The 20,152-nt window shown below is 70.5% G+C and carries 20 protein-coding genes; 12 read left to right on the forward strand and 8 right to left on the reverse strand.

The features are described 5' to 3' along the window. Positions 1-154: 154 nt before the first annotated feature. From JMF97_RS07110 to JMF97_RS07135, 6 genes are all read left to right on the forward strand, one after another. On the forward strand, positions 155-1,603 hold the full coding sequence (locus JMF97_RS07110) for an alpha-amylase (protein ID WP_203220755.1): 1,449 nt from the start codon (positions 155-157) through the stop codon (positions 1,601-1,603). Positions 1,604-1,869: 266 nt separating this feature from the next. Further along, entirely contained in the window at positions 1,870-2,727 is an 858-nt protein-coding gene (locus JMF97_RS07115) for a L,D-transpeptidase (protein ID WP_307816800.1), read from the forward strand. A gap of 105 nt (positions 2,728-2,832) precedes the next feature. Continuing rightward, positions 2,833-3,639: a hypothetical protein gene (locus JMF97_RS07120; protein ID WP_203220756.1), complete on the forward strand. Its 807-nt coding sequence runs from the start codon at positions 2,833-2,835 to the stop codon at positions 3,637-3,639. Positions 3,640-3,767: 128 nt separating this feature from the next. After that, positions 3,768-3,974, forward strand: a complete 207-nt coding sequence (locus tag JMF97_RS07125) for a type II toxin-antitoxin system VapB family antitoxin (protein ID WP_203220757.1) — start codon at positions 3,768-3,770, stop codon at positions 3,972-3,974. Then, positions 3,971-4,390 (forward strand): PIN domain nuclease, encoded by a 420-nt coding sequence (locus JMF97_RS07130; RefSeq protein ID WP_203220758.1) that lies wholly within the window; start codon positions 3,971-3,973, stop codon positions 4,388-4,390. Before JMF97_RS07125 ends, JMF97_RS07130 begins: the two co-directional genes overlap by 4 nt. A gap of 102 nt (positions 4,391-4,492) precedes the next feature. Further along, entirely contained in the window at positions 4,493-5,632 is a 1,140-nt protein-coding gene (locus JMF97_RS07135) for a site-2 protease family protein (protein WP_203220759.1), read from the forward strand. A gap of 107 nt (positions 5,633-5,739) precedes the next feature. On the opposite strand, the gene JMF97_RS07140 is transcribed toward JMF97_RS07135, so the two are convergent. After that, positions 5,740-6,975 carry a D-arabinono-1,4-lactone oxidase gene (locus JMF97_RS07140; RefSeq protein ID WP_203220760.1) on the reverse strand — a complete coding sequence of 412 codons (1,236 nt, stop codon included), beginning with the start codon at positions 6,973-6,975 and terminating at the stop codon, positions 5,740-5,742. Positions 6,976-7,034: 59 nt separating this feature from the next. On the opposite strand from JMF97_RS07140, the gene JMF97_RS07145 reads away from it, so the two are divergent. Then, positions 7,035-7,427 carry a hypothetical protein gene (locus tag JMF97_RS07145; protein ID WP_203220761.1) on the forward strand — a complete coding sequence of 131 codons (393 nt, stop codon included), beginning with the start codon at positions 7,035-7,037 and terminating at the stop codon, positions 7,425-7,427. Between the two features lie 2 nt (positions 7,428-7,429). Here the strand turns inward: JMF97_RS07145 and JMF97_RS07150 are convergent, their stop codons facing one another. Then, positions 7,430-8,359 carry an LLM class F420-dependent oxidoreductase gene (locus tag JMF97_RS07150; protein ID WP_203220762.1) on the reverse strand — a complete coding sequence of 310 codons (930 nt, stop codon included), beginning with the start codon at positions 8,357-8,359 and terminating at the stop codon, positions 7,430-7,432. Between the two features lie 266 nt (positions 8,360-8,625). Between JMF97_RS07150 and JMF97_RS07155 the strand changes: the two genes are divergently transcribed. Next, entirely contained in the window at positions 8,626-10,809 is a 2,184-nt protein-coding gene (locus JMF97_RS07155) for a carbohydrate-binding module family 20 domain-containing protein (RefSeq protein ID WP_203220763.1), read from the forward strand. A 170-nt stretch (positions 10,810-10,979) separates the two neighbouring features. Here the strand turns inward: JMF97_RS07155 and JMF97_RS07160 are convergent, their stop codons facing one another. The 5 genes from JMF97_RS07160 to JMF97_RS07180 all read right to left on the reverse strand — a co-directional run bounded on the left by JMF97_RS07160 (position 10,980) and on the right by JMF97_RS07180 (position 14,450). Next, a complete protein-coding gene (locus JMF97_RS07160) occupies positions 10,980-11,675 on the reverse strand; it encodes an ABC transporter permease (protein WP_203220764.1) in 696 nt (231 codons plus the stop codon). Next, positions 11,672-12,598, reverse strand: coding sequence for an ABC transporter ATP-binding protein (locus JMF97_RS07165; protein ID WP_203220765.1), 927 nt, complete (start codon positions 12,596-12,598; stop codon positions 11,672-11,674). The genes JMF97_RS07160 and JMF97_RS07165 overlap by 4 nt, the downstream gene beginning before the upstream one ends. After that, complete coding sequence (locus JMF97_RS07170; RefSeq protein ID WP_203220766.1) at positions 12,595-12,981, reverse strand: GntR family transcriptional regulator; 387 nt, start codon at positions 12,979-12,981, stop codon at positions 12,595-12,597. Before JMF97_RS07170 ends, JMF97_RS07165 begins: the two co-directional genes overlap by 4 nt. A gap of 162 nt (positions 12,982-13,143) precedes the next feature. Next, complete coding sequence (locus tag JMF97_RS07175) at positions 13,144-14,181, reverse strand: hypothetical protein (protein ID WP_203220767.1); 1,038 nt, start codon at positions 14,179-14,181, stop codon at positions 13,144-13,146. Next, positions 14,181-14,450 (reverse strand): hypothetical protein, encoded by a 270-nt coding sequence (locus tag JMF97_RS07180; RefSeq protein ID WP_203220768.1) that lies wholly within the window; start codon positions 14,448-14,450, stop codon positions 14,181-14,183. The genes JMF97_RS07175 and JMF97_RS07180 overlap by 1 nt, the downstream gene beginning before the upstream one ends. Before the next feature lie 132 nt (positions 14,451-14,582). On the opposite strand from JMF97_RS07180, the gene JMF97_RS07185 reads away from it, so the two are divergent. Both JMF97_RS07185 and JMF97_RS07190 read left to right on the forward strand, forming a co-directional pair. Then, positions 14,583-14,954, forward strand: a complete 372-nt coding sequence (locus JMF97_RS07185; protein WP_013735319.1) for a YciI family protein — start codon at positions 14,583-14,585, stop codon at positions 14,952-14,954. After that, on the forward strand, positions 14,918-16,225 hold the full coding sequence (locus JMF97_RS07190; protein ID WP_307816801.1) for an RNA polymerase sigma factor: 1,308 nt from the start codon (positions 14,918-14,920) through the stop codon (positions 16,223-16,225). Before JMF97_RS07185 ends, JMF97_RS07190 begins: the two co-directional genes overlap by 37 nt. On the opposite strand, the gene JMF97_RS07195 is transcribed toward JMF97_RS07190, so the two are convergent. Further along, positions 16,203-17,012: a hypothetical protein gene (locus JMF97_RS07195; RefSeq protein ID WP_203220769.1), complete on the reverse strand. Its 810-nt coding sequence runs from the start codon at positions 17,010-17,012 to the stop codon at positions 16,203-16,205. The two genes, JMF97_RS07190 and JMF97_RS07195, sit on opposite strands and share 23 nt — an antisense overlap. 242 nt (positions 17,013-17,254) lie before the next feature. Here JMF97_RS07195 and JMF97_RS07200 point away from each other — a divergent pair, with 242 nt between their 5' ends. Both JMF97_RS07200 and JMF97_RS07205 read left to right on the forward strand, forming a co-directional pair. Further along, the gene (locus JMF97_RS07200; RefSeq protein ID WP_203220770.1) at positions 17,255-17,935 is read left to right on the forward strand and encodes a dihydrofolate reductase family protein; all 681 of its coding nucleotides are present in this window, start codon (positions 17,255-17,257) and stop codon (positions 17,933-17,935) included. 127 nt (positions 17,936-18,062) lie between these two features. Next, on the forward strand, positions 18,063-20,150 hold the full coding sequence (locus JMF97_RS07205) for a DUF4153 domain-containing protein (protein WP_307816802.1): 2,088 nt from the start codon (positions 18,063-18,065) through the stop codon (positions 20,148-20,150). Positions 20,151-20,152: the final 2 nt, after the last annotated feature.

The following is a 20,152-nucleotide window of genomic DNA, read 5'->3' on the forward strand; positions in this document are numbered from 1 at the left end:
TCGAACCGTCCCCCCGCCCGGCGCGTGTAGACCCGATCCGCGCACTGACGCACATCCATACGTTGACAGTCGATGAAATGAACTTGTAACCTTGCTGAAATTTTTCAGCATCGATGCAAGATTCAGGCAGCCCTCACTCCCCCAGGAGCTCCCGATGCACCGACGTCGACTCCGTACGGCGATCGTGGCCCTCGGCACGATCGCCACCCTGCTCGCCCCCACCGTCGTGACGGCACCCCCGGCCGTCGCCGCCCCGACCGGCAGCAAGAAGGTCATCGCCAACCTCTTCGAGTGGAACTGGCCCTCGGTGGCCAGCGAGTGCACCAGCACCCTCGGCCCGAAGGGCTACGGCTACGTCCAGGTCTCACCCCCGCAGGAGCACGTCCGCGGCAACCAGTGGTGGGTGGCGTACCAGCCGGTCAGCTACCGGATCGAATCCCGCAAGGGCACCCGCGACCAGTTCCGGTCCATGGTCGCCACCTGCCAGGCGGCCGGCGTCAAGGTGATCGTCGACGCCGTCGTCAACCACATGTCCGGGCAGTCGGGCGGTGGCACCGGCTGGGCCGGATCGTCGTACCAGCACCACGTCTACCCCGGCATCTACCAGGCGCAGGACTTCCACTACTGCGGCCGCAACGGCAACAACGACATCGTCAACTACAACGACCGGTACGAGGTGCAGAACTGCGAACTGGTCAACCTCGCCGACCTGAAGACCGGCTCGGACTACGTCCGCTCGCGACTGGCCGCGTACCTCAACGATCTGCTGTCGCTCGGGGTCGACGGGTTCCGGCTGGACGCCAGCAAGCACATGCCCGCCGCCGACATCGCCAACATCCTCAGTCGACTGAACCGCCGCCCGTACATCGTGCAGGAGGTCATCTACGGTGCCGGCGAGCCCATCCGGCCCGAGGAGTACACCGGCAACGGTGACGTGCACGAGTTCCGCTACGGCAAGGACCTGGCCCGGGTCTTCCGCTCCGAGCGGTTGGCGTACCTGCGCAACTTCGGTGCGGGCTGGGGCCACCTGCCCAGCGGAGTCTCCTCGGTCTTCATCGACAACCACGACACCCAACGCGACGACGGCGGCGTGCTCACCTACCGCGACCGGGGCATCTACGCGCTGGCCAACGCCTTCATGCTGGCCTGGCCGTACGGCTCGCCGACGGTGATGTCCAGCTACACCTACAGCAGCCGCGACGCGGGCCCACCCTCGGACAGCAACAACAAGACCCGCAACACGGTCTGCTACTCCGGCTGGGAGTGCGAGCACCGCTGGCCGGTCATCGCGAACATGGTCGGCTTCCGCAACGCCACCGAGGGCACCGGCGTCAGCAACTGGTACGACAACGGCGCCCAGCACATCGCCTTCAGCCGTACCGGCAAGGGTTTCATCACCATCAACGACGAGGACTTCGCCATCAACGGCCGCTCCTACTACACCGGCCTGCCCGCCGGCCGCTACTGCGACGTCATCCACGGCACCTTCTCGTCCGGCACCTGCTCCGGCCCGATCATCACGGTCGACACCAACGGCTGGTTCACCGCCAACGTCCCCGCCCACGACGCCATAGCCATCCACATCTCCGCCCGCCTCCCCTAACTCCACCCCCGCCCTCCTCCCCCTGCCCGCCCCCACCCCTCGCCTCCTCCCCCTCCCGTCCTCACCTCCACCCCACCCCTGCTCCTGCCCACGCTCCCGCTTCGTTGATCAAGAGCTTTGCGTCAGGAATCGGCTCGATCCCGACGCAAACCTCTTGATCAACACGGTTCAGGGTGGGTTTGGGGGTGGTGGGGTGGGTGGGGAGGTTAGGGTGGGTTGTGGCTTTTGGGAAGGTTGGGCGGGGGCGGCGGGGGGTCGTTGCCGCGGTGGGTGTTGCGGTGCTGGTGGGTGGGTCGGCGTACGCCGGTTGGGCGCTGACGCCCTCGGCCGGGCCGGCACCGGTGGCCCGGCCGAGCGATCAGGTGCCGGTGCCGACGGTGCCGGTGCCGACGGAGAGCGCCGAGACGGTCGCGCCGGTCGCGCCGGCCCCGGATGACCTGCCGGAGATCGACTACGATCCGGCACCTGTCGGCTTCCCCGACGATCCGGACGCGCTGGACACCACGCCGCTCACCGAGGGCGTACGCCCGCAGCGCCGTCTCGCCGCCTACGACGGGCCCGGTGGGCGGCCGATCGCTTTCCTCATGCCCACGATCAGCGGGGTGGATCTGACCGTCCCGGTGGCGCGCCGCGAGGCCGGCTGGACGGCGGTGCTGCTGCCGTCGGCCAACCGCAAGCTGGCCTGGCTGCCCCCCGGTGGCTTCGACACGGTCGAGCTGCGGGACCAGATCGTCGTCGAGCGGGTGCCGTACCGGCTCACCTGGTACCGCGACGGCGTCGCGAAGCGCAGTTGGCGGGTCAGCCTGGGCCAGCGCGGCCAGGAGACCCCGCTGGGCCGCACCTTCGTGCTGGGGCGTACGCCACCGCCGGAGTCGGTCTACGGTGGCGTCGACATCTACGCCCTCGGCTCGGTGCCCGACGACCCGGAATCCGTACCGGCCGGTCTGCGCGGCGCGCACATCGGCATCCACACCTGGTACCACGACGGGGAACTGGGCCGGCAGACCACCAACGGCTGCATCCGACTGACCCCCTCCGGGCAGCAACTGCTGCTCAAGGAGGTACCCCCGGGCAGCCCGGTGACCGTCGTCGACACGCTCCCCACCCCACCCCCGACCGCCTGACCGCCGGCCAATTCGGGTACGCGCAACCTGACCGGTCGTGGCATGCTCGCCCGGCATGAACACCCGCAACGCTGCCCATCGGCGGCCGGGCAGTGGGGATCACCGATGACCACCGCGCGTCGCCAGATCACTCGCTCCGGCGACGGTGAGGTCGGGTTGCGCCGGGCTCGCACCGCCGCGCTGCGTGCTGTCACCGCGTACCGGGGTCTGTCGTGGACGCCGTTGCTGCTGGTCGGAGCGGGCCTGGGCCTGTTCGCCTTCGTCGGTGACGAACTACCCGGCATCGCCGGGATGGTCGTGCTGACCCTCACCAGTACCGGTTTCGCCTGGGGCGGCGCAGCCCTGCTGGCCGGCTACCTGACGACCAGCCGGGCCCTGGCGCCGATCAGTCGGGCAGTGGCGACGATCAGCGCCTCCGTCGTCCTGGTGACGGCGACGGTGGTCTACTACGGACTGATCGTCGCCCACGGCCGCCGCTGGCGTCTCGGCGCCCTTGAGGACGGCAGTTCCGCCGCCCTGAACAGTCTGGCCTCGGTCGGGCGGGCCACCGCGTTCTGGCTCGCCGCCTCGGTCGTCGCCGGTGTCCTGCTGGGCGGGCTGGGTGCGCTCGTTCGACGGGGGACGCGGATCGCGGCGTCGGTGGCCGCTGGTGCGGCGCTGGGGCTCCTTGCCGGTCAGGGCCTGGAGTTCCTGATGATCTTCCGCGCCTGGCACGCCCTGGACGCGTTCTTCCTGGGCCGGGTGCTGTCCGCCACGGTCAGCGTCCTGCTCGCGATGATCGGGGCGACCGTGCTGCTCGCGTACCGTCGGGCCCCGACGTCGTGGCCGGTCTTCGCCGCCACGTCCCTGCTGGCCAGCCTGGTCGCTGCACTGCTCTGGCACCAGGTCGGTTCGATCACCACCGCCATCTGAAGTGCGGATAACGGACGATCAGGTCACGATGAATCGAACGGCTCGCTCAGAACGCTCACCGGACGGCCATTAGATATCAAGATTACGGAAAGTTGATATCATCGCGGGAGCGCCGATTGGAGGAACTCTTGTCCAGGACGATCCTCGACGTCGATGACGAACTGCTTGCCGAGGCGGCCAAGATCTTCGGCACGACCACGAAGAAGGCGACGGTCAACGCGGCCCTGAAGGCCGCCGTCGATCGGGAGAAAAGGCGCGAGTTCGCCGACTGGCTCAAGAGCGGCGGCCTGCCCGGCCTCACGGGTCACGCCGACTCGACGCCGGATGCGGCGTGAGTCGAGAGCTGTACCTGCTCGACAAGTCCGCGCTTGCCCGCTGGCCCAAACCGGCCGTCGCGGCAGTGCTCGATGAGTTGTCCGAGCGTGGCCTGTTGGCGGTATGTGGCGCGACCGAGATCGAGGTGATCCAGAGCGCCCGGACGGTCAAGGACGCTCAACGGGCGCGCTGGCTGCTCGGCGGCTTTCACTGGCTTGCCACGCCGGACGAGGTCTGGGACCGGGCGGTCGAAGTCCAACTCCAGGCACTGCACAAGGGCAACCACCGGGCCCTCTCGATGGCTGATCTGGTCATCGGCGCGACCGCAGAGCGGCACGGAGCCACGGTGCTGCACTACGACGGCGACTACGACATGATCACCGCGATCACCGGCCAGCCCACCACCTGGGTCGTCCCGGCCGGGACCGCCGACTGACCATCGGGACTGGCCGATTCGGTGAAAGCGAAACGCCGACGATCGGCGCGCGCAAGTCGCCCACACGGCATGGGTCAAGCCTCCGGGGGTATCACCGCAGGCATGAGGGCGAGTTTCGGGCTCGGTCGGATCGCGGGCGTACCGGTCGGCGTGAACTGGAGTGTCCTGGTCATCTTCGCGCTGATCTGGTGGGGGTTGTCGGCGAACCTGTTCCCGGCGTCGTACCCGGGCCGGTCGGTCGTCGCGTACGTCTTCGCGGGTTTGGCCGCTGCGGTGGTCTTCTTCCTGGGTCTGCTCGCCCACGAGGTGTCCCACGCGGTGGTGGCCAAGCGCAACGGGCTGGGCGTGCAGGGGATCACGTTGTGGCTCTTCGGTGGGGTCGCCGAACTACGCGGTGAGGCCCGTACGCCGGGCGCGGAGTTGCGGATCGCGGGTGTCGGGCCGCTGGTTAGCCTGATCATCGGGGCGTTCTTCGGGGTGATCGCGATGGTCCTCGGGGTGGCCGGGGTACAGGGGCTGCTGCTGGGCGTGATGGCCTGGCTGGCCGGCATCAACCTGCTGCTGGCCCTGTTCAACGTCCTGCCGGCGGCGCCGCTGGACGGCGGGCGGCTGCTGCGCGCGGCGGTGTGGAAGGCCACCGGGGACCGGACCCGGGCGTCGGTGGTGGCGGCCCGGGCGGGGTGGGTACTCGGTGTGCTGCTGATCGGGCTGGGGTTGTGGCGGTTCCTCAGCGGCGCCGGTTTCGGTGGGCTCTGGTTGGCGCTGATCGGCTGGTTCCTGATCGGCGCGGCCAGCATGGAGGAACGGCAGGCCCGGATGGGCAGCGCACTGCGTGGGGTACGGGTCGGCGAGGTGATGACCCCGCAGCCGCAGACCGCCTCGGGTCAGCTGACCGTGGCCGACTTCGTCGACAACTACCTGTTCGCGTACCGGCACACGGCGCTGCCGCTGACCGAGGACGGGCGGCCGGTCGGCCTGGTCACCCTCGACCGGGTGCGCGGCGTGCCGAGCGACCAGCGCAGCAGCACCACGCTGGAGGCGGTGGCCTGCCGGGCCGACGACCTGGTGCTCGCCTCCCCCGACGAGCAGCTCACCGACCTGCTGCCCCGCCTCAGCGAGTGCGCCGACGGCCGAGCCCTGGTAGTCGCCAACGGCACCCTGGTCGGCATCGTCTCCCCCAGCGACATCAGCCGCGCCGTCCAACGCGGCCACCTCCGCGACCAGGTCACCACCGGCCACTAACCCCGCCGATCTTGCACTTTCCGTCGACCCATACCGGGATAAAAGCGGCATATCAACGACCAAAAGTGCAAGATCGCCGCAGACACAGGGCGGGCGGCGCGGGGGCGTCAGCGGGGGAAGAGGGGGTTGAGGGTGGGGGTGTGGAACTTGGCGGTGGGGTCCATGTGGTGGAGGAGGGTGGCGAAGTCGGGCCAGCGGGGGTAGGTGGCGGCGATCGTCTCGGGGGCGGTGGTGAAGACCTTGCCCCAGTGGGGGCGGGGGGCGAAGGGGGCCAGGGCCTGTTCCACCTCGGCGACCACCGGCAGCACCCGTGCGGTGTCGGCGATCCAGGTGAAGTGGATCGCGAGGCTGTCGCGGTGGTACTGCGGGCTGAGCCAGAGGTCGTCGGCGGCGATGGTCCGCAGTTCGCTGATCTGCAGCACCGGCGCGATCAGGTGTGCCACCTCGTCCAGGGCGGCCAGCGCGTCGGCCGCGTCGGCGCGGGGCAGGTGGTACTCGGATTGCAGTTCGTCGCCGCTGCTCGGGGTGAAACCGAGCCGGAAGTGCGGCAGCCGCTCGTGCCACGGTCCGGGCACGCCGAGCTGTTCGGTGCAGTTGGCCGTCGGCATACCGGGCACCGGATGACAGGGCCGGTCGGCCGCCGTGGTGCCGAGCCAGCCCGCCGGGGGCGCGGGGGCGTCCGCGAGCTGTTTGCGCCAGACCTGGGTGCCGCGCGTCGAGCGCCAGTCGGTGAAGACACTGACGCTGTACGCGGACCCGAGCGCCTCGTCCAGCGCCGGGCGGGGCAGGTCGAGGTGGACGTACTGGCGCAGGTCGAAGGTGGGCAGCACGTCCAGGGTGACCCGGGTGACGATGCCCAGTGCCCCGAGGGAGACCACCATCGCGGCGAAGTCGTCGCTGTCGCGGTGCACGGTGCGCAGCTCGCCGGTGGCGGTGACCAGTTCCAGGGCGGCGACGGCGGTGGCCAGGTTGCCGTTGCGCTCGCCGGAGCCGTGCGTGCCGGTGGCGATCGCGCCGGCCACCGAGATGTGCGGCAGGGAGGCGAGGTTGGCCAGGCCGTACCCCCGCTCGTGCAGCCACCCGGCCAGGTCGCCGTAGCGCATGGCGGCCGGGACGTCGACGGTACGGCGTTCCTCGTCCAGCCGTACGTCGGCCGGGAGCCCGGCCAGGGTGACCAGGTCGCCGGTGGTGTCGCCGAGCGGGTTGAAGGAGTGTCCGCTGCCCACCGCCCGGATCCGGTCGCTGCCGGCGACCAGTGCCGCCAGCTCCGCCACCGATGTCGGCCGGTGGTACGCCCGGGCGGAGTACTGGATGTTGCCGGCCCAGTTACGGTGCGTCGGCACTGCGACCCCCTTCTCCGCGGCGGCGGTTACCGCCGGCTCCGTCGGGGAACCCTACGCCGATGAGCAGCTACCGTGATCCCGCCCCTCGTGGCGACGTGTACCCCTCCGAGGAGGAGATCGATCCGGGCGGCAGCGGCGTCGAGCCGGCCAGCGGTCCGGCGTACGCCTCGGATGTGGCGAGCCAGCCCGGCCCGCAACCGAACCCGTCGCCCGGACCGGCGCCGACGCCGGTGCCCGCCCCCGGGCCGCCGCCGCGGCAGGCGGGCGGCGGCCGGTCGATCGTCAGCCGGCACCTGGACGGCTCGGTGCAGGTGGTCACCGACGTCGACGGCGACGGGGTGGCCGACGTGGTGCAGTTCGACCTCGACGGTGACGGGATCCCCGACGTCACCTACCTGGACAGTGATCGGGACGGTCGGTTGGACACGGTGGTGCGTTCGTCGGTCCGCTGACGTCAGAGCTGGCGCATCACCTCGCCGGCGACCAGGTCCAGGTGGTCCAGGTCGCTCAGGTCGAGCACCTGCAGGTAGATGCGCTGGCTGCCGACGGCGGCGTACTGGCCGATCTTGTCGACGACCTCGGCGGGGGTGCCGGCCACGCCGTTCTCACGCAGCTCGTCGGGCTCCCGGCCGATCGCGGCGGCCCGTCGGGTCACCTCGGCGTCGTCCTTGCCGCAGCAGAGCACCAGCGCGTTGGACCAGACCAGCTCGGTCGGGTCCCGGTCGATGCGCTGGCACGCCGCCCGGACCCGCTCGAACTGGGTGACGGTGTCGGCGATCGAGACGAACGGCAGGTTGAACTCGTCGGCGTAGCGGGCGGCCAGTTGCGGCGTACGCTTCGCGCCCATGCCGCCGAGCAGGATCGGCGGGTGCGGCCGCTGCACCGGCTTCGGCAGGGCCGGTGAGTCGCTGACCTGGTAGTGGCGGCCGGTGTAGTCGAACGTCTGTCCCGCCGTGGTCCGCCACATCCCGGTGATGATCGCGAGTTGCTCTTCGAGCCGGTCGAACCGCTCCCCCAGCGCCGGGAACGGAATCCCGTACGCGCTGTGCTCGGCGTCGTACCAGCCGGTGCCGATGCCCAGCTCGACCCGTCCGCCGCTCATCTGGTCGACCTGCGCGACGGTGATGGCGAGCGGGCCGGGCAGCCGGAACGTCGCGGCGGTCATCAGCGTGCCGAGCCGGATGGAGCGGGTGTCACGGGCCAGGCCGGCCAGGGTCGTCCAGGCGTCGGTGGGGCCGGGGTCGCCGCTGACCGACCCCATCTTCAGGTAGTGGTCCGACCGGAAGAAGGCGCCGAAGCCCGTCTCCTCGGCGCGACGGGCCACGGCGAGCAGGTCGTCGTAGGTCGCGCCCTGTTGGGGCTCGGTGAAGATCCGCAGTTCCATGAGTCGAGCATAGAAAGCTCACGGCCGTACCGCCCCGACTTGTGCCGCCGGTGTGAGCCACCGGTTGTTTCGAGCGAAGTGGACGCAAATCCTTGCAGTGATTGCAGCGGTCCGCAAGAGCCTGTTCTCATACGGGCGACTTGCGAATCAGAGGTTCCCAAGGATCGATGCCACTGTTACGGTCACGCATCATCGCAAGTTCTTGCATAACTTGCAGGAACCTTAGCTATCACCACCTCTGCCTGACCGTCCCCCGAGGAGGGCCCGTGCGAGTTCCCCGTCCCCGCGCCGCGATACCCGCGGCCCTGGCCGCGACACTTGTCGCGGCCAGCCTCACCGTCGTCGCCGCCGGCACCGCCCCGGCCAGCGCAGCCGAGGTACGCGCCAACGGCGACGCGATCGTCCACCTGTTCCAGTGGCGGTGGGACTCCATCGCCACCGAGTGCGAGACCAACCTCGGCCCGAACGGCTGGGGCGGCGTGCAGGTCTCCCCGCCGCAGGAACACGTGGTGCTGCCCAGCGCCGAGGGCGCCACCTACCCGTGGTGGCAGGACTACCAGCCGGTGTCGTACCGGTTGGACGCCACCCGGCGCGGCTCGAAGGCCCAGTTCGTCGACATGGTCGAGCGCTGCCGCGCGCAGGGCGTGAAGATCTACGTGGACATGGTGCTCAACCACATGAGCGGCACCGGGTCGGCCAACAGCGGCCCCGGCAGCGCGGGCACGGTCTACAGCAAGTACAGCTACCCGAACCTGTTCAACGACGGTTCCGGGGACAGCTACGGCTACGCCGACTTCGGGCCCTGCTACCGGAAGATCAACAACTGGGGCAACAAGCAGGAGGTCCAGGACTGCGAGCTGCTCGACCTGGCCGACCTGAACACCGCCGACCCCGAGGTGCGGCGGAAGATCGCCAAGTACATGAACGCGGTGATCGACCTGGGCGTGGCCGGGTTCCGGGTGGACGCGGCCAAGCACGTGCAGGAGTCGCACCTGGCCGACATCATCAACCGGCTGCGTGACGTGCCCGGCTTCGGCGGCCGACCGGACCTGTTCCACGAGGTGTACGGCGACGGCACGATCCCCTACACCGCGTACGCGCCGTACGGCGGGGTGACCAACTTCGACTACCAGCGGGCGGTCTCGTCGGCCTTCCGCGACGGCAACATCGCGCAGCTGGGCAACCTGCCCAACTACGGTGGCCTGACCGGGCAGCAGGCGGTGGTGTTCATCGACAACCACGACACCCAGCGGGAGAGCCCGACGCTCACCTACAAGAACGGTGCCCGCTACTACCTGGCGGACACGTTCATGATGGCCCACCCGTACGGCCGTCCCCAGCTGATGTCGAGCTACGCGTTCGGCTCGGTGCACGGGCAGGGCCCGCCGAGTGCCTCCAACGGCACCACCCTGGCCACGGACTGCGCCGGCAGCGCCTGGATCTGCGAGCACCGCGACGCGGGGGTGGCCGGCATGCCGGGCTTCCGCAACGCGGTCGCCGGCACCGGCATCTCCTCGGTGGTCACCGACGGCAACGGCCGGCTCGCGTTCGCCCGGGGCAACCGGGGGTACGCCGCCTTCAACGCCACCGGCAGCACGTGGAGCCGCAGCTTCAGCACCTCGCTGCCGGACGGCCGGTACTGCAACGTGGGTCGGGGCGCGTACAACCGGTCGACCGGGGCCTGCCCCGGCGGCGCGGTGACCGTCTCCGGTGGCAGCTTCAGCGCCGCCATCCCGGCCGACCAGGCGGTGGCCCTGCACGTCGAGGCGCGCCTGGACGGCCCGACCCCGACGGCAACTCCGACCGTCACGCCCACCGCTTCCCCGACCGCCTCTCCGACGCCGACGGCGAGCCCGTCGCAGCCGGCCGGGTCGACCCGCTTCACCGCCACCGTCACCACCAACCCCGGCCAGGAGGTGTACGTGGTCGGCTCGCTCCCGCAGCTCGGCTCCTGGAACCCGGCCAACGGGGTGAAGCTGTCCACCACCTCGGGCAGCCAGCCGACCTGGAGCGGCTCGGTCGACATCCCGGCCGGTACCGCCTTCGAGTGGAAGCTGGTCAAGATCGGCAACGGCGTGCAGTGGGAGAACGACCCCAACCGCACCGGCACCGGCGGAACGGCCTACACCGTGACCTGGAACCAACCGGGGGGCAACCCGCCCGGCGAGGCCACGGTCTCCTTCCGGGCCACCGCCAGCACCGTGTACGGCCAGAACATCTACGTCGTCGGTGACCTGCCCGCCCTCGGCGGCTGGGACCCGGCCAAGGGGGTACGGCTCTCGCCGACGGCGTACCCGGTGTGGACCGGGCAGCTGAGCCTGCCGGCGGGCACCGCCTTCTCCTACAAGTACGTCAAACGCACCGACTCCGGCCAGGTGGTCTGGGAGTCGGGCGCGAACCGCACCGCCACCGCGTCCGGCTCAGTGACCCTGACCGACACCTGGCGCTGACCAACACCTGGCGCTGACCGTACCCCCGTGCGGCCCCTCCCGAACCCGATCGGGAGGGGCCGCCCCCGTTGTCTCACGGTGAGCCGTCGCGCCCTGCGGTGCAGCCGGTCGTGGTGTTAAAAGGGGGCCCTTGCTCTACCGCAGGCGTTAACAAGGTGCCCTTCCTTTCATCAGGGGGTGGCGCGGCGGATGATCAGGTAGCTGACCACGGCGAGCGGCACGGTCAGCAGGGCGGGCCAGCCGACCAGCAGGGCGGCGCCGGGCTGGTCGGCGAACCAGCGACCGATCGCCGACCACCAGCCCTGCCAGGTGATCAGCACCGCGGAGCCACCGACGGCGACCAGCGCCACCGTCGACAGGGTGAGCATGCCGTTCATCCCCCAGCGCTTGAAGACCACGGCGATGGCGATGCCGACGAAGCCCAGCAGCAGGAACGGGATCGCGAAGCCGAGGTACCGCAGGAGCGGGTGCTCGACCATGAGGAACGGGATGCCGAAGAAGCGCAGGTTCACGCCCCAGCCGTCGGTGGCCTCTTCGATCACGGCCAGCAGGTAGAGCACCGCCGCGTAGACGATCGCCTGACCGACGAAGTGCAGCACGTTGCCGAGGTAGAAGCTGCGACGGGAGACACCGAGCCCGATCGCGAACGGGAAGTCCATCGTGATCGCGCTGATGCTGGCGACGAACATCACCACGTAGATGCTCATCAGGCCGCCGGTGGTGGGCTCGAAGTCCTCCCGTTCACCCATCGCGCTGAACAACGCCAGGTTGATGGCGAAGCTGAGCAGCAGGATCGCCCACGGCCAGCCGATCACCGTACGCCAGGCGACGAACTGCATCCGGGCGACGGTCAGGGTGCGGTTCATCGGACGGCCTCCTTGTCGGCCGCGACGGCGCTGCCGGCGTCCGCTGCGGGTCCGTTTGACGACGTGGTCAGGCGTACGACGATGTCCTGCAGCGACGAGGCGACCAGGTCCACGCCCAGTGCGCGGGCCCGCTCGTGCTCGGCCGCGCCGAAGTCACCGCGCACGGTGGCCCGGGCCGTTCCGCCGAGGCGTACCCGGTGCAGTTCGGTGCCGCTGCGGACGAATTCGTCCACCGCCGCGACCGGACCGGAGGCGGTGACCACCTGCCCGCGCAGCGCGTCGGTCTCGCTGTCCAGCAACAGGCGACCCTGGTCGATCAGCAGGACGTGTTCGATCAGGTCGCTGACCTCGTCGATCAGGTGAGTCGAGAGCACGATGGTGCGCGGCTGTTCGGTGAAGTCGGCCAGCAGCCGGTCGTAGAAGATCTGCCGGGCCACCGCGTCGAGGCCGAGGTACGGCTCGTCGAAGAAGGTCAGCGGGGTCCGGGCGGCCAGTCCGATGACGATGCCGAGCGCGGAGAGCATGCCCCGGGAGAGCTTGCGGACGTTGCGTTCACGCGGCAGCCGGAGGTCCTCGACCAACTGCTGGGCGTACTCCTCGTCCCAGTTCGGGTACACCAGGGCGGCGGCCCGCAGCGCGTGCTTGACCCGCAGGTTCGACGGGTAGGTCTGGCTCTCCTTGATGAAGGAGATCTGGGAGAGCACCCGCTCGTTCTCGTACGGGTGCTCACCGAAGACGCTGATCTCCCCGCTGGTGGCGAAGATCTGCGCGGTGAGCAGCTGCATCAGGGTGGTCTTGCCGGCGCCGTTGCGCCCCAGCAGGCCGTAGATCCGGTTCTCCGCGAGCGTGAAGCTGACGCGGTCCAGCGCGGTGACGTCGCCGTACCGTTTGGTGAGGTCGGTGACGGTGACCACCGGGCTCATCGGGTCTCCTCCCAGTTGTCGATCATGTGCTTGAGTTCGGCCGGGTCGATGCCGAGCTTGCGTGCCTCGGCCACCAGCGGTTGCACGTACTGCCGGGCGAACTCGTCACGGCGGCGGGCGCGCAGCTTGGCGCGGGCGCCGGAGGAGACGAACATCCCGATTCCTCGCTTCTTGTAGAGCGTTCCGTCGTCGACCAGCTTGTTGACGCCCTTGGCGGCGGTCGCGGGATTGATCCGGTGGAAGGCCGCCAGCTCGTTCGTCGACGGCACCTGGCTCTCCTCGGCCAGCGTCCCGTCCAGGATCGAGCTCTCCAGCAGCTCTGCGATCTGCTGGAAGATCGGCCGGCCGTCGTCCATCACACCCGCCACCCCGCTGCGCTCCATCGGTTGGCTGGTTCATTACTCATGTAACTAACCATGCAACCAACGCGGCTCGATGTCAAGGCACGGCAGTCGTCGGCTGTCCGGCCGCGGGCGGCAAAGAGCCGGTCACCGGGCGGCAAGGGGCCGGTGGCGCCGGGCACGCTCCCGGCACCACCGGCCGGCTCAGGCGTACGGCGAGCGGGCGTACGCGGACCGCAACGCGGCCAACCCGGTGGCCTTCGGGCTCAACGTGCCCCAGCCGGAGTTGAAGTAGTTGGTCCGGGCGAAGATCGGCCCGCGCTCCGCGTTGAGCCGGGCGATCGCGGCCGGCACCGTGGCTATCCAGGCCGCCTGGTCCGGGATCTCGGCGACCCGGACCCCCCACTCGGCGACGATCACCGGTCGGGACAACCCCACCGGGCCGAGGTCGGCCACCGCCCAGTCCTTGGTACGGCGGAACCGGGCCAGCGCGGTGTCCGACGCGCTCGTCGCGTACACGTTCCACTGCAGGTAGTCCAGGCGCGACATCAGCGACTCCGGATGGGTGCGCTTGAACGAGGCCCGGTCGAAGCCGCCGACGCCGACCGAGAAGGTGGTTCCCGGCGGCAGGGCCTTGGCCCGGAACCAGTTGACGATGTACGTCATCGCCTGCACCGCGCGGGCGTCCGACTCCGCCCAGGTGTACCCCTTGCCGGCCTCGGTGGTGCCGAACTCGTGGTCGGTGTCGAGTTCGGAGGCGAGTTGGATGTTCACCCCGAAGCCCAGCGTCCGGTACTGCGACAGCGCCCGCGCGAACAGCCCGTCGCACTGCCCCGAGATCACCTGGCTGTAGCCGTACGCCTTCGGCCACACCGTCCCGGGCCGTTGCTGGATGGTCATCGCCGGGGCCGGCACCGTGTAGCGCACCCCGTCCACGGTGAAGGTCTGGGACCCGGTGTCACCGGCCCCGTAGTGCTTGAGTTCCAGCACCATGTTCATCTGCACCCCGGACCGGCCGAGGGTGACCAGCCACGGCCGGTTGTAGCCGGGAAAGATGTTGCTGTCGGCGAAGCTGCGGTACTGGGTCAGCGAGCGGAAGTTGCCGCCCGACATGTCGGTCGTCGGGTCGGCGTTGCCGGACAGGTAGTAGCCACCGAGCACCGGCGGGGCGAGGCTGTAGTTGGCGACGGCGGTCGCGGTCTGCCCGGACGAGTCACGCACCGTGACGGTCACCCGGGGCATCAGGCCACCGCCCGGTACACGGCCACGCTGCCGTTGTCCGACACCCGGGTCCAGGTACGTTTCGAGTCGTCGGTGACGGTGACGGTGAGCGGGTCGATGACGGCGTTGACCTTGGCCGGTGCGCTGCTGTTGCCCTGGGCGTCGGTGACCACGACGGTGACGGTGACGGTCTTGGTGTCGGGGTCGCCGTAGGTGACGGTGAGCAGCATCTGGGCACCGGGGGCGTAGCTGGCGGCGTTGAGAGAGGCGGTCACGGTGGGAGCGGCCATGGCGAGTCCTTCCTGGCTCGGGCAGAGTCGGATGTGGCCCGCCATCCGCAACCTCTTGACCTGCTACAACAGTGCATCGGGGCAGGCCCGGGCGTCCTGTCACCTTGCGGACACCGTGACGGAGGGTTCCACGTGAAGTATCTGATGCTGATCTACGGCAACGAGCAGATCTGGGGCAGCCTGCCCGCCGGCGACCTGGCCACGCTGATCGGCGAGGTGGACGCCTTCAACGAGGAACTGCGCGCCCGCGGTGAACTGGTGGACGTGCAGGGGCTGGACGCCCCGGCCCGCTCGGTGCGGATGGCCGGCGACACCCCGGTGGTCACCGACGGGCCGTACCTGGAGGCGAAGGAGTACGTCGGCTCGTACTTCGTGGTCGACGTCGACAGTGAGCAACGGGCGCTGGAGATCGCCCGGTCGTACCCGGGGCTGCGGTTCGCTCCCGGCGTCGGTGGCGGCATCGAGATGTGGCCGTTGATGATCCGCGACGGGGTCGAGAACTGAGCCTCGACGAGGCCGCTGCCGAACTGCTGCGCCGGCTCTCCCCCCAGGTGCTCGGCGTGCTGGTCCGCCGCTACGGCGACTTCAGCGCGGCCGAGGACGCCGTGCAGGAGGCGATCGTCGCCGCCGTCGAGACGTGGCCGCGCGACGGCGTACCGGAGCATCCGGCGGCCTGGCTGCACACGGTGGCCGCCCGCCGCTACGTCGACCACGTGCGGTCCGAGGTCGCCCGGGCGCGCCGCGAGCGTACGGTGCTCGACACCACCCCGCGTGACGCGTTGGTCTCAGCGCCGTCGGACGCCGACGTGCCCCGCGACGACCTGCTGGAACTCTTCCTGCTCTGCTGCCATCCGGCGTTGCCGACGAGCGCGCAGGTGGCCCTGACCCTGCGGGCCGTGGGCGGGTTGACCACGGCGGAGGTCGCGGCGGCGTTCCTGGTGCCGGAGAAGACCATGAGCCAGCGGATCTTCCGGGCCAAGCAGCGGCTGCGCGAGGTGGGCGCCCGGTTCGAGTTGCCGCCGGAGGCGGAACAGAGCGCCCGGCTGGCCGTGGTCCGCCAGGTGCTGTACCTGATCTTCAACGAGGGTTACAGCGCCAGCAGCGGCCCGCGGTTGCACCGGCCCGACCTGACCCGGCGGGCGCTGTGGCTGACCCGCCGACTGCACGACCGGCTGCCCGACGACGGGGAGACCACCGGCCTGCTCGCGCTGATGATGCTGACCGAGGCGCGGTCCGCCGCGCGGGTCGGCCCGGACGGCGAGTTGGTGCCGCTGACCGAGCAGGACCGTCGCCGATGGGACCGTACGGCCATCGCCGAGGGCAGCGCGCTGGTGGAACAGGCCCTGACCACCTCGACCCCGGGGCCGTACCAGATCCAGTCCGCGATCGCCGCCGTGCACGCCGAGGCATCGACCACTGAGGAGACCGACTGGCCGCAGGTGCTGGCCCTGTACGAGCTGCTGGAACGCCTGGCACCCAACCCGGTGGCGACCCTGAGCCGGGCCGTGGCGGTGGGCATGGTGCACGGGCCGGCCGCTGGGCTGGCCCTGTTGGCGCAACTGGAATCGGGCATCCTCGCCGGGCACCACCGGCTGTACGCCGTCCGCGCGCACCTGCTGGAGCTGGCCGGCGACCGGGCCAGCGCGGCAACGGCCTGGTGGCGGGCGGCGGAGCTCGCCGGCAGTGACCCCGAACGCCGGCACCTGCTCCGGCGGGCTGCCGCCGCACGTGACTCTGGTTGCAGTGAAGGGGTCACCAGGGCTCGGGGATGTTGACCGCCAGGCAGCGCTCGGTACCGAGGAAAGGCTTGTAGCAGGCGGACGCCTCCAGGTTGTAGCTGTGGTCGTTGCGGTGGAAGGAGGTGGTGCCGCCGTTGAGGCAGGTGCTACCGCTGACGGTCGTCCCACCGGTGACCTTCCCGCTGGCGCACGCCCCCTTGGCGACGGCGGTCTTCTCCACCGTGTTCAGCGAGGAACGCAGATCCCCAACCTGGTGGACGCCGTATCCGATGAGGCTGACGCCGGATCGGGTGACCGTGTACTGGTACGCCGTGGAGGTGTAGTACGACCAGCTGGCCCCGGTCCCGACGGTGCGCAGCCCCGAATCGGTGGCCGAGCCGGGGATGAACATGTAGAAACCCTTGTCGTTGGTGTTCGTTCCGTCGATCATCCGATAGACGATCACCAACAGCCCCTGGTCGTAGCTGACCGTGTTGTATGTCAGGTAGCTGCCGTTACCGCAGGTGGTGCGGTCGGCGATGTAGCCGACACCGTACGCGTAAAGCATCACCCGGGCGCAGCGTCCGTCCGCCGCGGTGTCCTCGATGGTGCCGAGCGTGGCCGAGGTGCCGGCGTTGTCGGTGGCGTAACCGGTCAGGCGTACCCCGGGCAGTGTGCCGGAGTACTGGTAGGCGTTCGGTTGGTAGTAGCTCCACGAGGCCGACCAGCCGGCACCTGAGGGCAGTGCGAGCGCCGGCGTGGCGGGCAGCAGGGCAACAGCGAGCGTGGCGACCAGTGCGGCGGCCAGTGTGGCGGCCGACCGTCGTAGGGACAGTGTCCTCATCGGTTCCTCCGTCTTGAAGCACGAGTCCACGAGCAGTGGATCTCTCACCGAATGATGACGGTCCACCCGGCGGCGCGAACGTCTCTGTCTCCAGGCAGACAGCGGCGTCGCAACGAGGTTCGACCCGTCCTACCTGTCAGTGATTCAGATCACAGTCAATCGCGGTAGTTGGGGTCGGTTCGACTCCGATCCATCGGCGGGCGGGCACCCGTGGCGGGTGCCGCGAGACCGAGAGGAACAAGATGACCAAGGTGACCGCGCAGATGTCGGTGTCGCTGGACGGCTTCTACGCCGGCCCCCGGCACGACGGCGACGGTGACTGGCTGCAGTCGGCGGAGAGCCACGGCTTCTTCCGGGTGACACGGTGGGCCACCGAGGCGATGTCCTGGCGGGAACGGCAGGGCTTCGCCGGTGGCGCGCAGGACGTCAACTCCGACATCCTCGCCGAGTCGTTCGAGGCGGCCGGCGCGTACGTGATGGGTCGGCGGATGGCCGACGGCGGTGAGGTGCCGTGGGGCGACGAGCCGCCGTTCCGGGCACCGGTCTTCGTGGTCACCCACCGGCCCCGCCCGACCGTGGTGCGCAAGGGCGGCACCAGCTTCACGTACGTCACCGACGGCGTGGCCAGCGCGGTGGCGCAGGCCCGGGCCGCCGCAGGTGGCAAGGACGTGGCGGTTTCCGGGGGCGGCACCCTGTTCCGGCAGGTCCTGCGCGCCGGGCTGCTCGACGAGTTCGAGCTGCACATCGCGCCGGTGGTGCTGGGCACCGGGATGCGGCTGTTCGACGCCGACCTGGCCGTGGACGAGTTCGAGGCCATCGAGCTGACCCCGACCCGAGTCGTGTCGGCCCCGCAGATCACCCACATCCGGTACGCGGTGCACGGGCGTGCTCCCCTCACCCTCGACGACCGGGGCCGCAGCTAGGGGCGGAGTCCTCCGGGGTGGTGGCGCGTCCGGCGGGTTTGCGGCGCGGCGCATGCTCGGCGACACGGGGCGTCGAGAATGCGCGTCCGCGCCTAGAGTGACGGCAATCGTCGTCCAAGGAGGTGCGGTGTCCGAGCCGCCACCGGTCGAGCCGTCCCCGGCTGCCATCGGGGAATCCCGCGAGGCCGCTGCCCCGACCGTCGCCGTCCCGGCGGATCCCGCCGGGGCGGCGCCCCGGCTGCTGGTCGTACCGGCGGTCGAAGGGCTGCCGTCCATCGTGTGGCCCGGTCCGACCGACCAACCCGCCTGGGCGATCCCGGTGCAGGTGCCGGCCGGCACCCGGGGCTACGCGATCTTCCTACCGCTGGTGCAGGAAGCCGAGGCCGCTGGCGTCGCCGTGCCACCCGCCGTCGCCGCGGCGGCATCGCCCGCGCCGACCCCGGCTTCACCCGCTGCACCACCTGCCACGCAGGCTTCGGCGGATCCGGCAGTGCCGGCGGCTTCGGCGGCAATGCCCGCCCAGCGGACACCGACCACCGCCCCTGCCGGTCAGCCGTCATCCGCGAGCCAGTCTCCACCCTCCAGCCAGTCCCCACCCGCAGGCCAGCCGGCGGGCGGCGGGCCGGTGGCGGTGACGCCGGGTGGACTTCCGGCCTCGTATCCGCCGCCCGGCCCCGGGTACGCCTTCCGCCGGACCCCACCGCCGCCCACGTTCTTCGAGCGGGTGTGGCCCGGCCCGGAGTCGACAGGTCACCTGGCCACCCCGCTGGCCGTGCTGATCGGCGCGCTGGGGGTGGCGGCCTTCGTGCCGTTGGGGCGCACCGGCATCGGCTGGTTCCTCGGTTGGCTGGTGCTCACCGTCGCGGTCGTCGTGGCGGTACGGCAACACACCGCCGAGCTCGCCCCTACCGAACGGTGGGTGCGGGCCGGCTGGGCCGGCGCCGCCCTGGCGCTGCTCGCCGTGCTGGCCTTCCGCAACGCCTGGTGGCTGGTGACCTTCTGCGTGCTGGGGGCACTGGGCTGCGCCGCCCTGGCCATCGTCGGTGGGCAGCGGGTGCGGTCGATCCTGTTCAGCCTGGTGGCCGCACCGATCGCCGGACTGCGCGGGCTGCCCTGGGTACGCCGACACCTGCGCGCGCCCGGCAGCCCCGGCAGCGTACGGCGGGTGGTCGGTTCGGTGGTCGCCACCGTGGTCGTCCTGATGGTGTTCGGTCCCCTGCTCTCCTCCGCCGACGCGGCGTTCTCGCAGGTCCTCGGCGTGCTGCTGCCCGAGATCAGTGTCAGTGGTGTATTCCGGTGGCTGTTCCTGGCGGCCGTGGGCGGCCTGATCGCGGTGGCCGCCGTCTACACGCTCGCCGCGCCGCCCGATCTGTCCGCAGTGGACCGTCCCACCGAACGCCGCGTCGGCCTGCTGGAATGGGCGCCGCCGATCGCCGCGCTGACCGCCCTGTTCGGCGGCTTCGTGGCGGTGCAGTTCACGGTGCTCTTCGGCGGGCAGCGGCACGTGCTGCGGACCACCGGCCTGAGTTACGCCGAGTACGCCCGCAGCGGCTTCTGGCAGCTGGTCGTGGTGACCGTGCTGACCTTGGCGGTGCTCGGCGGCGTGACCCGCTTCGCCCGCCGGGACCGCCACCTCGACCGGGTGCTGCTGCGGGTCCTGCTCGGCCTGCTCAGCGCCCTGACCGTGGTCATCGTGGTGTCCGCGCTGTCGCGGATGTACACGTACCAGAAGGTCTACAGCTTCACCGGCGAGCGGATCTTCGTGATGGCCTTCGAGCTGCTGCTCGGCGCGGTCTTCCTGATGATCCTGGTGGCCGGCGTACGCTGGCGCGGCGGTTGGATCCCCCGGCTGGCCACGGCGCTCGCGGTGGTGCTGCTGCTCGGCCTGGCGGTGCTCAACCCCGAGGACTACGCGGCCCGGCGCAACGTCGCCCGGTACCAGGAGACCGGCCGCATCGACGCCTGGTACCTGCGCGCCCTCTCCGCCGACGCCACGCCCGCCCTGGCCGCTCTGCCCGACCCGGTACGCCGCTGCACGCTCAGCTGGATCACCGACGACCTGGCCGAACCGGACCCGTGGTACGCCTGGAACCGGGGTCGGGACCGGGCCCGGGCGGTGCTCGACCGGCTGGGACCCGAGGCGATCGGCAACCAGCGCGACTGCCGCCGCGCCGACCAGTTCGACCTGCCGAAGACCCGACGCCCAGGAGGATGACA

It is taken from the genome of Micromonospora fiedleri (assembly GCF_016774385.1).
Classification (GTDB): domain Bacteria; phylum Actinomycetota; class Actinomycetes; order Mycobacteriales; family Micromonosporaceae; genus Micromonospora; species Micromonospora gifhornensis.

Excerpts from the sequence above, each read along its gene's own strand:
- JMF97_RS07110 (WP_203220755.1), top strand. The coding sequence starts at position 155 with ATGCACCGACGTCGACTCCGTACGGCGATCGTGGCCCTCGGCACGATC.
- JMF97_RS07120 (WP_203220756.1), top strand. The coding sequence starts at position 2,833 with ATGACCACCGCGCGTCGCCAGATCACTCGCTCCGGCGACGGTGAGGTC.
- JMF97_RS07135 (WP_203220759.1), top strand. The coding sequence starts at position 4,493 with ATGAGGGCGAGTTTCGGGCTCGGTCGGATCGCGGGCGTACCGGTCGGC.
- JMF97_RS07145 (WP_203220761.1), top strand. The coding sequence starts at position 7,035 with ATGAGCAGCTACCGTGATCCCGCCCCTCGTGGCGACGTGTACCCCTCC.
- JMF97_RS07150 (WP_203220762.1), bottom strand. The coding sequence starts at position 8,359 with ATGGAACTGCGGATCTTCACCGAGCCCCAACAGGGCGCGACCTACGAC.
- JMF97_RS07160 (WP_203220764.1), bottom strand. The coding sequence starts at position 11,675 with ATGAACCGCACCCTGACCGTCGCCCGGATGCAGTTCGTCGCCTGGCGT.
- JMF97_RS07165 (WP_203220765.1), bottom strand. The coding sequence starts at position 12,598 with ATGAGCCCGGTGGTCACCGTCACCGACCTCACCAAACGGTACGGCGAC.
- JMF97_RS07170 (WP_203220766.1), bottom strand. The coding sequence starts at position 12,981 with ATGGAGCGCAGCGGGGTGGCGGGTGTGATGGACGACGGCCGGCCGATC.
- JMF97_RS07175 (WP_203220767.1), bottom strand. The coding sequence starts at position 14,181 with ATGCCCCGGGTGACCGTCACGGTGCGTGACTCGTCCGGGCAGACCGCG.
- JMF97_RS07180 (WP_203220768.1), bottom strand. The coding sequence starts at position 14,450 with ATGGCCGCTCCCACCGTGACCGCCTCTCTCAACGCCGCCAGCTACGCC.
- JMF97_RS07195 (WP_203220769.1), bottom strand. The coding sequence starts at position 17,012 with ATGAGGACACTGTCCCTACGACGGTCGGCCGCCACACTGGCCGCCGCA.
- JMF97_RS07200 (WP_203220770.1), top strand. The coding sequence starts at position 17,255 with ATGACCAAGGTGACCGCGCAGATGTCGGTGTCGCTGGACGGCTTCTAC.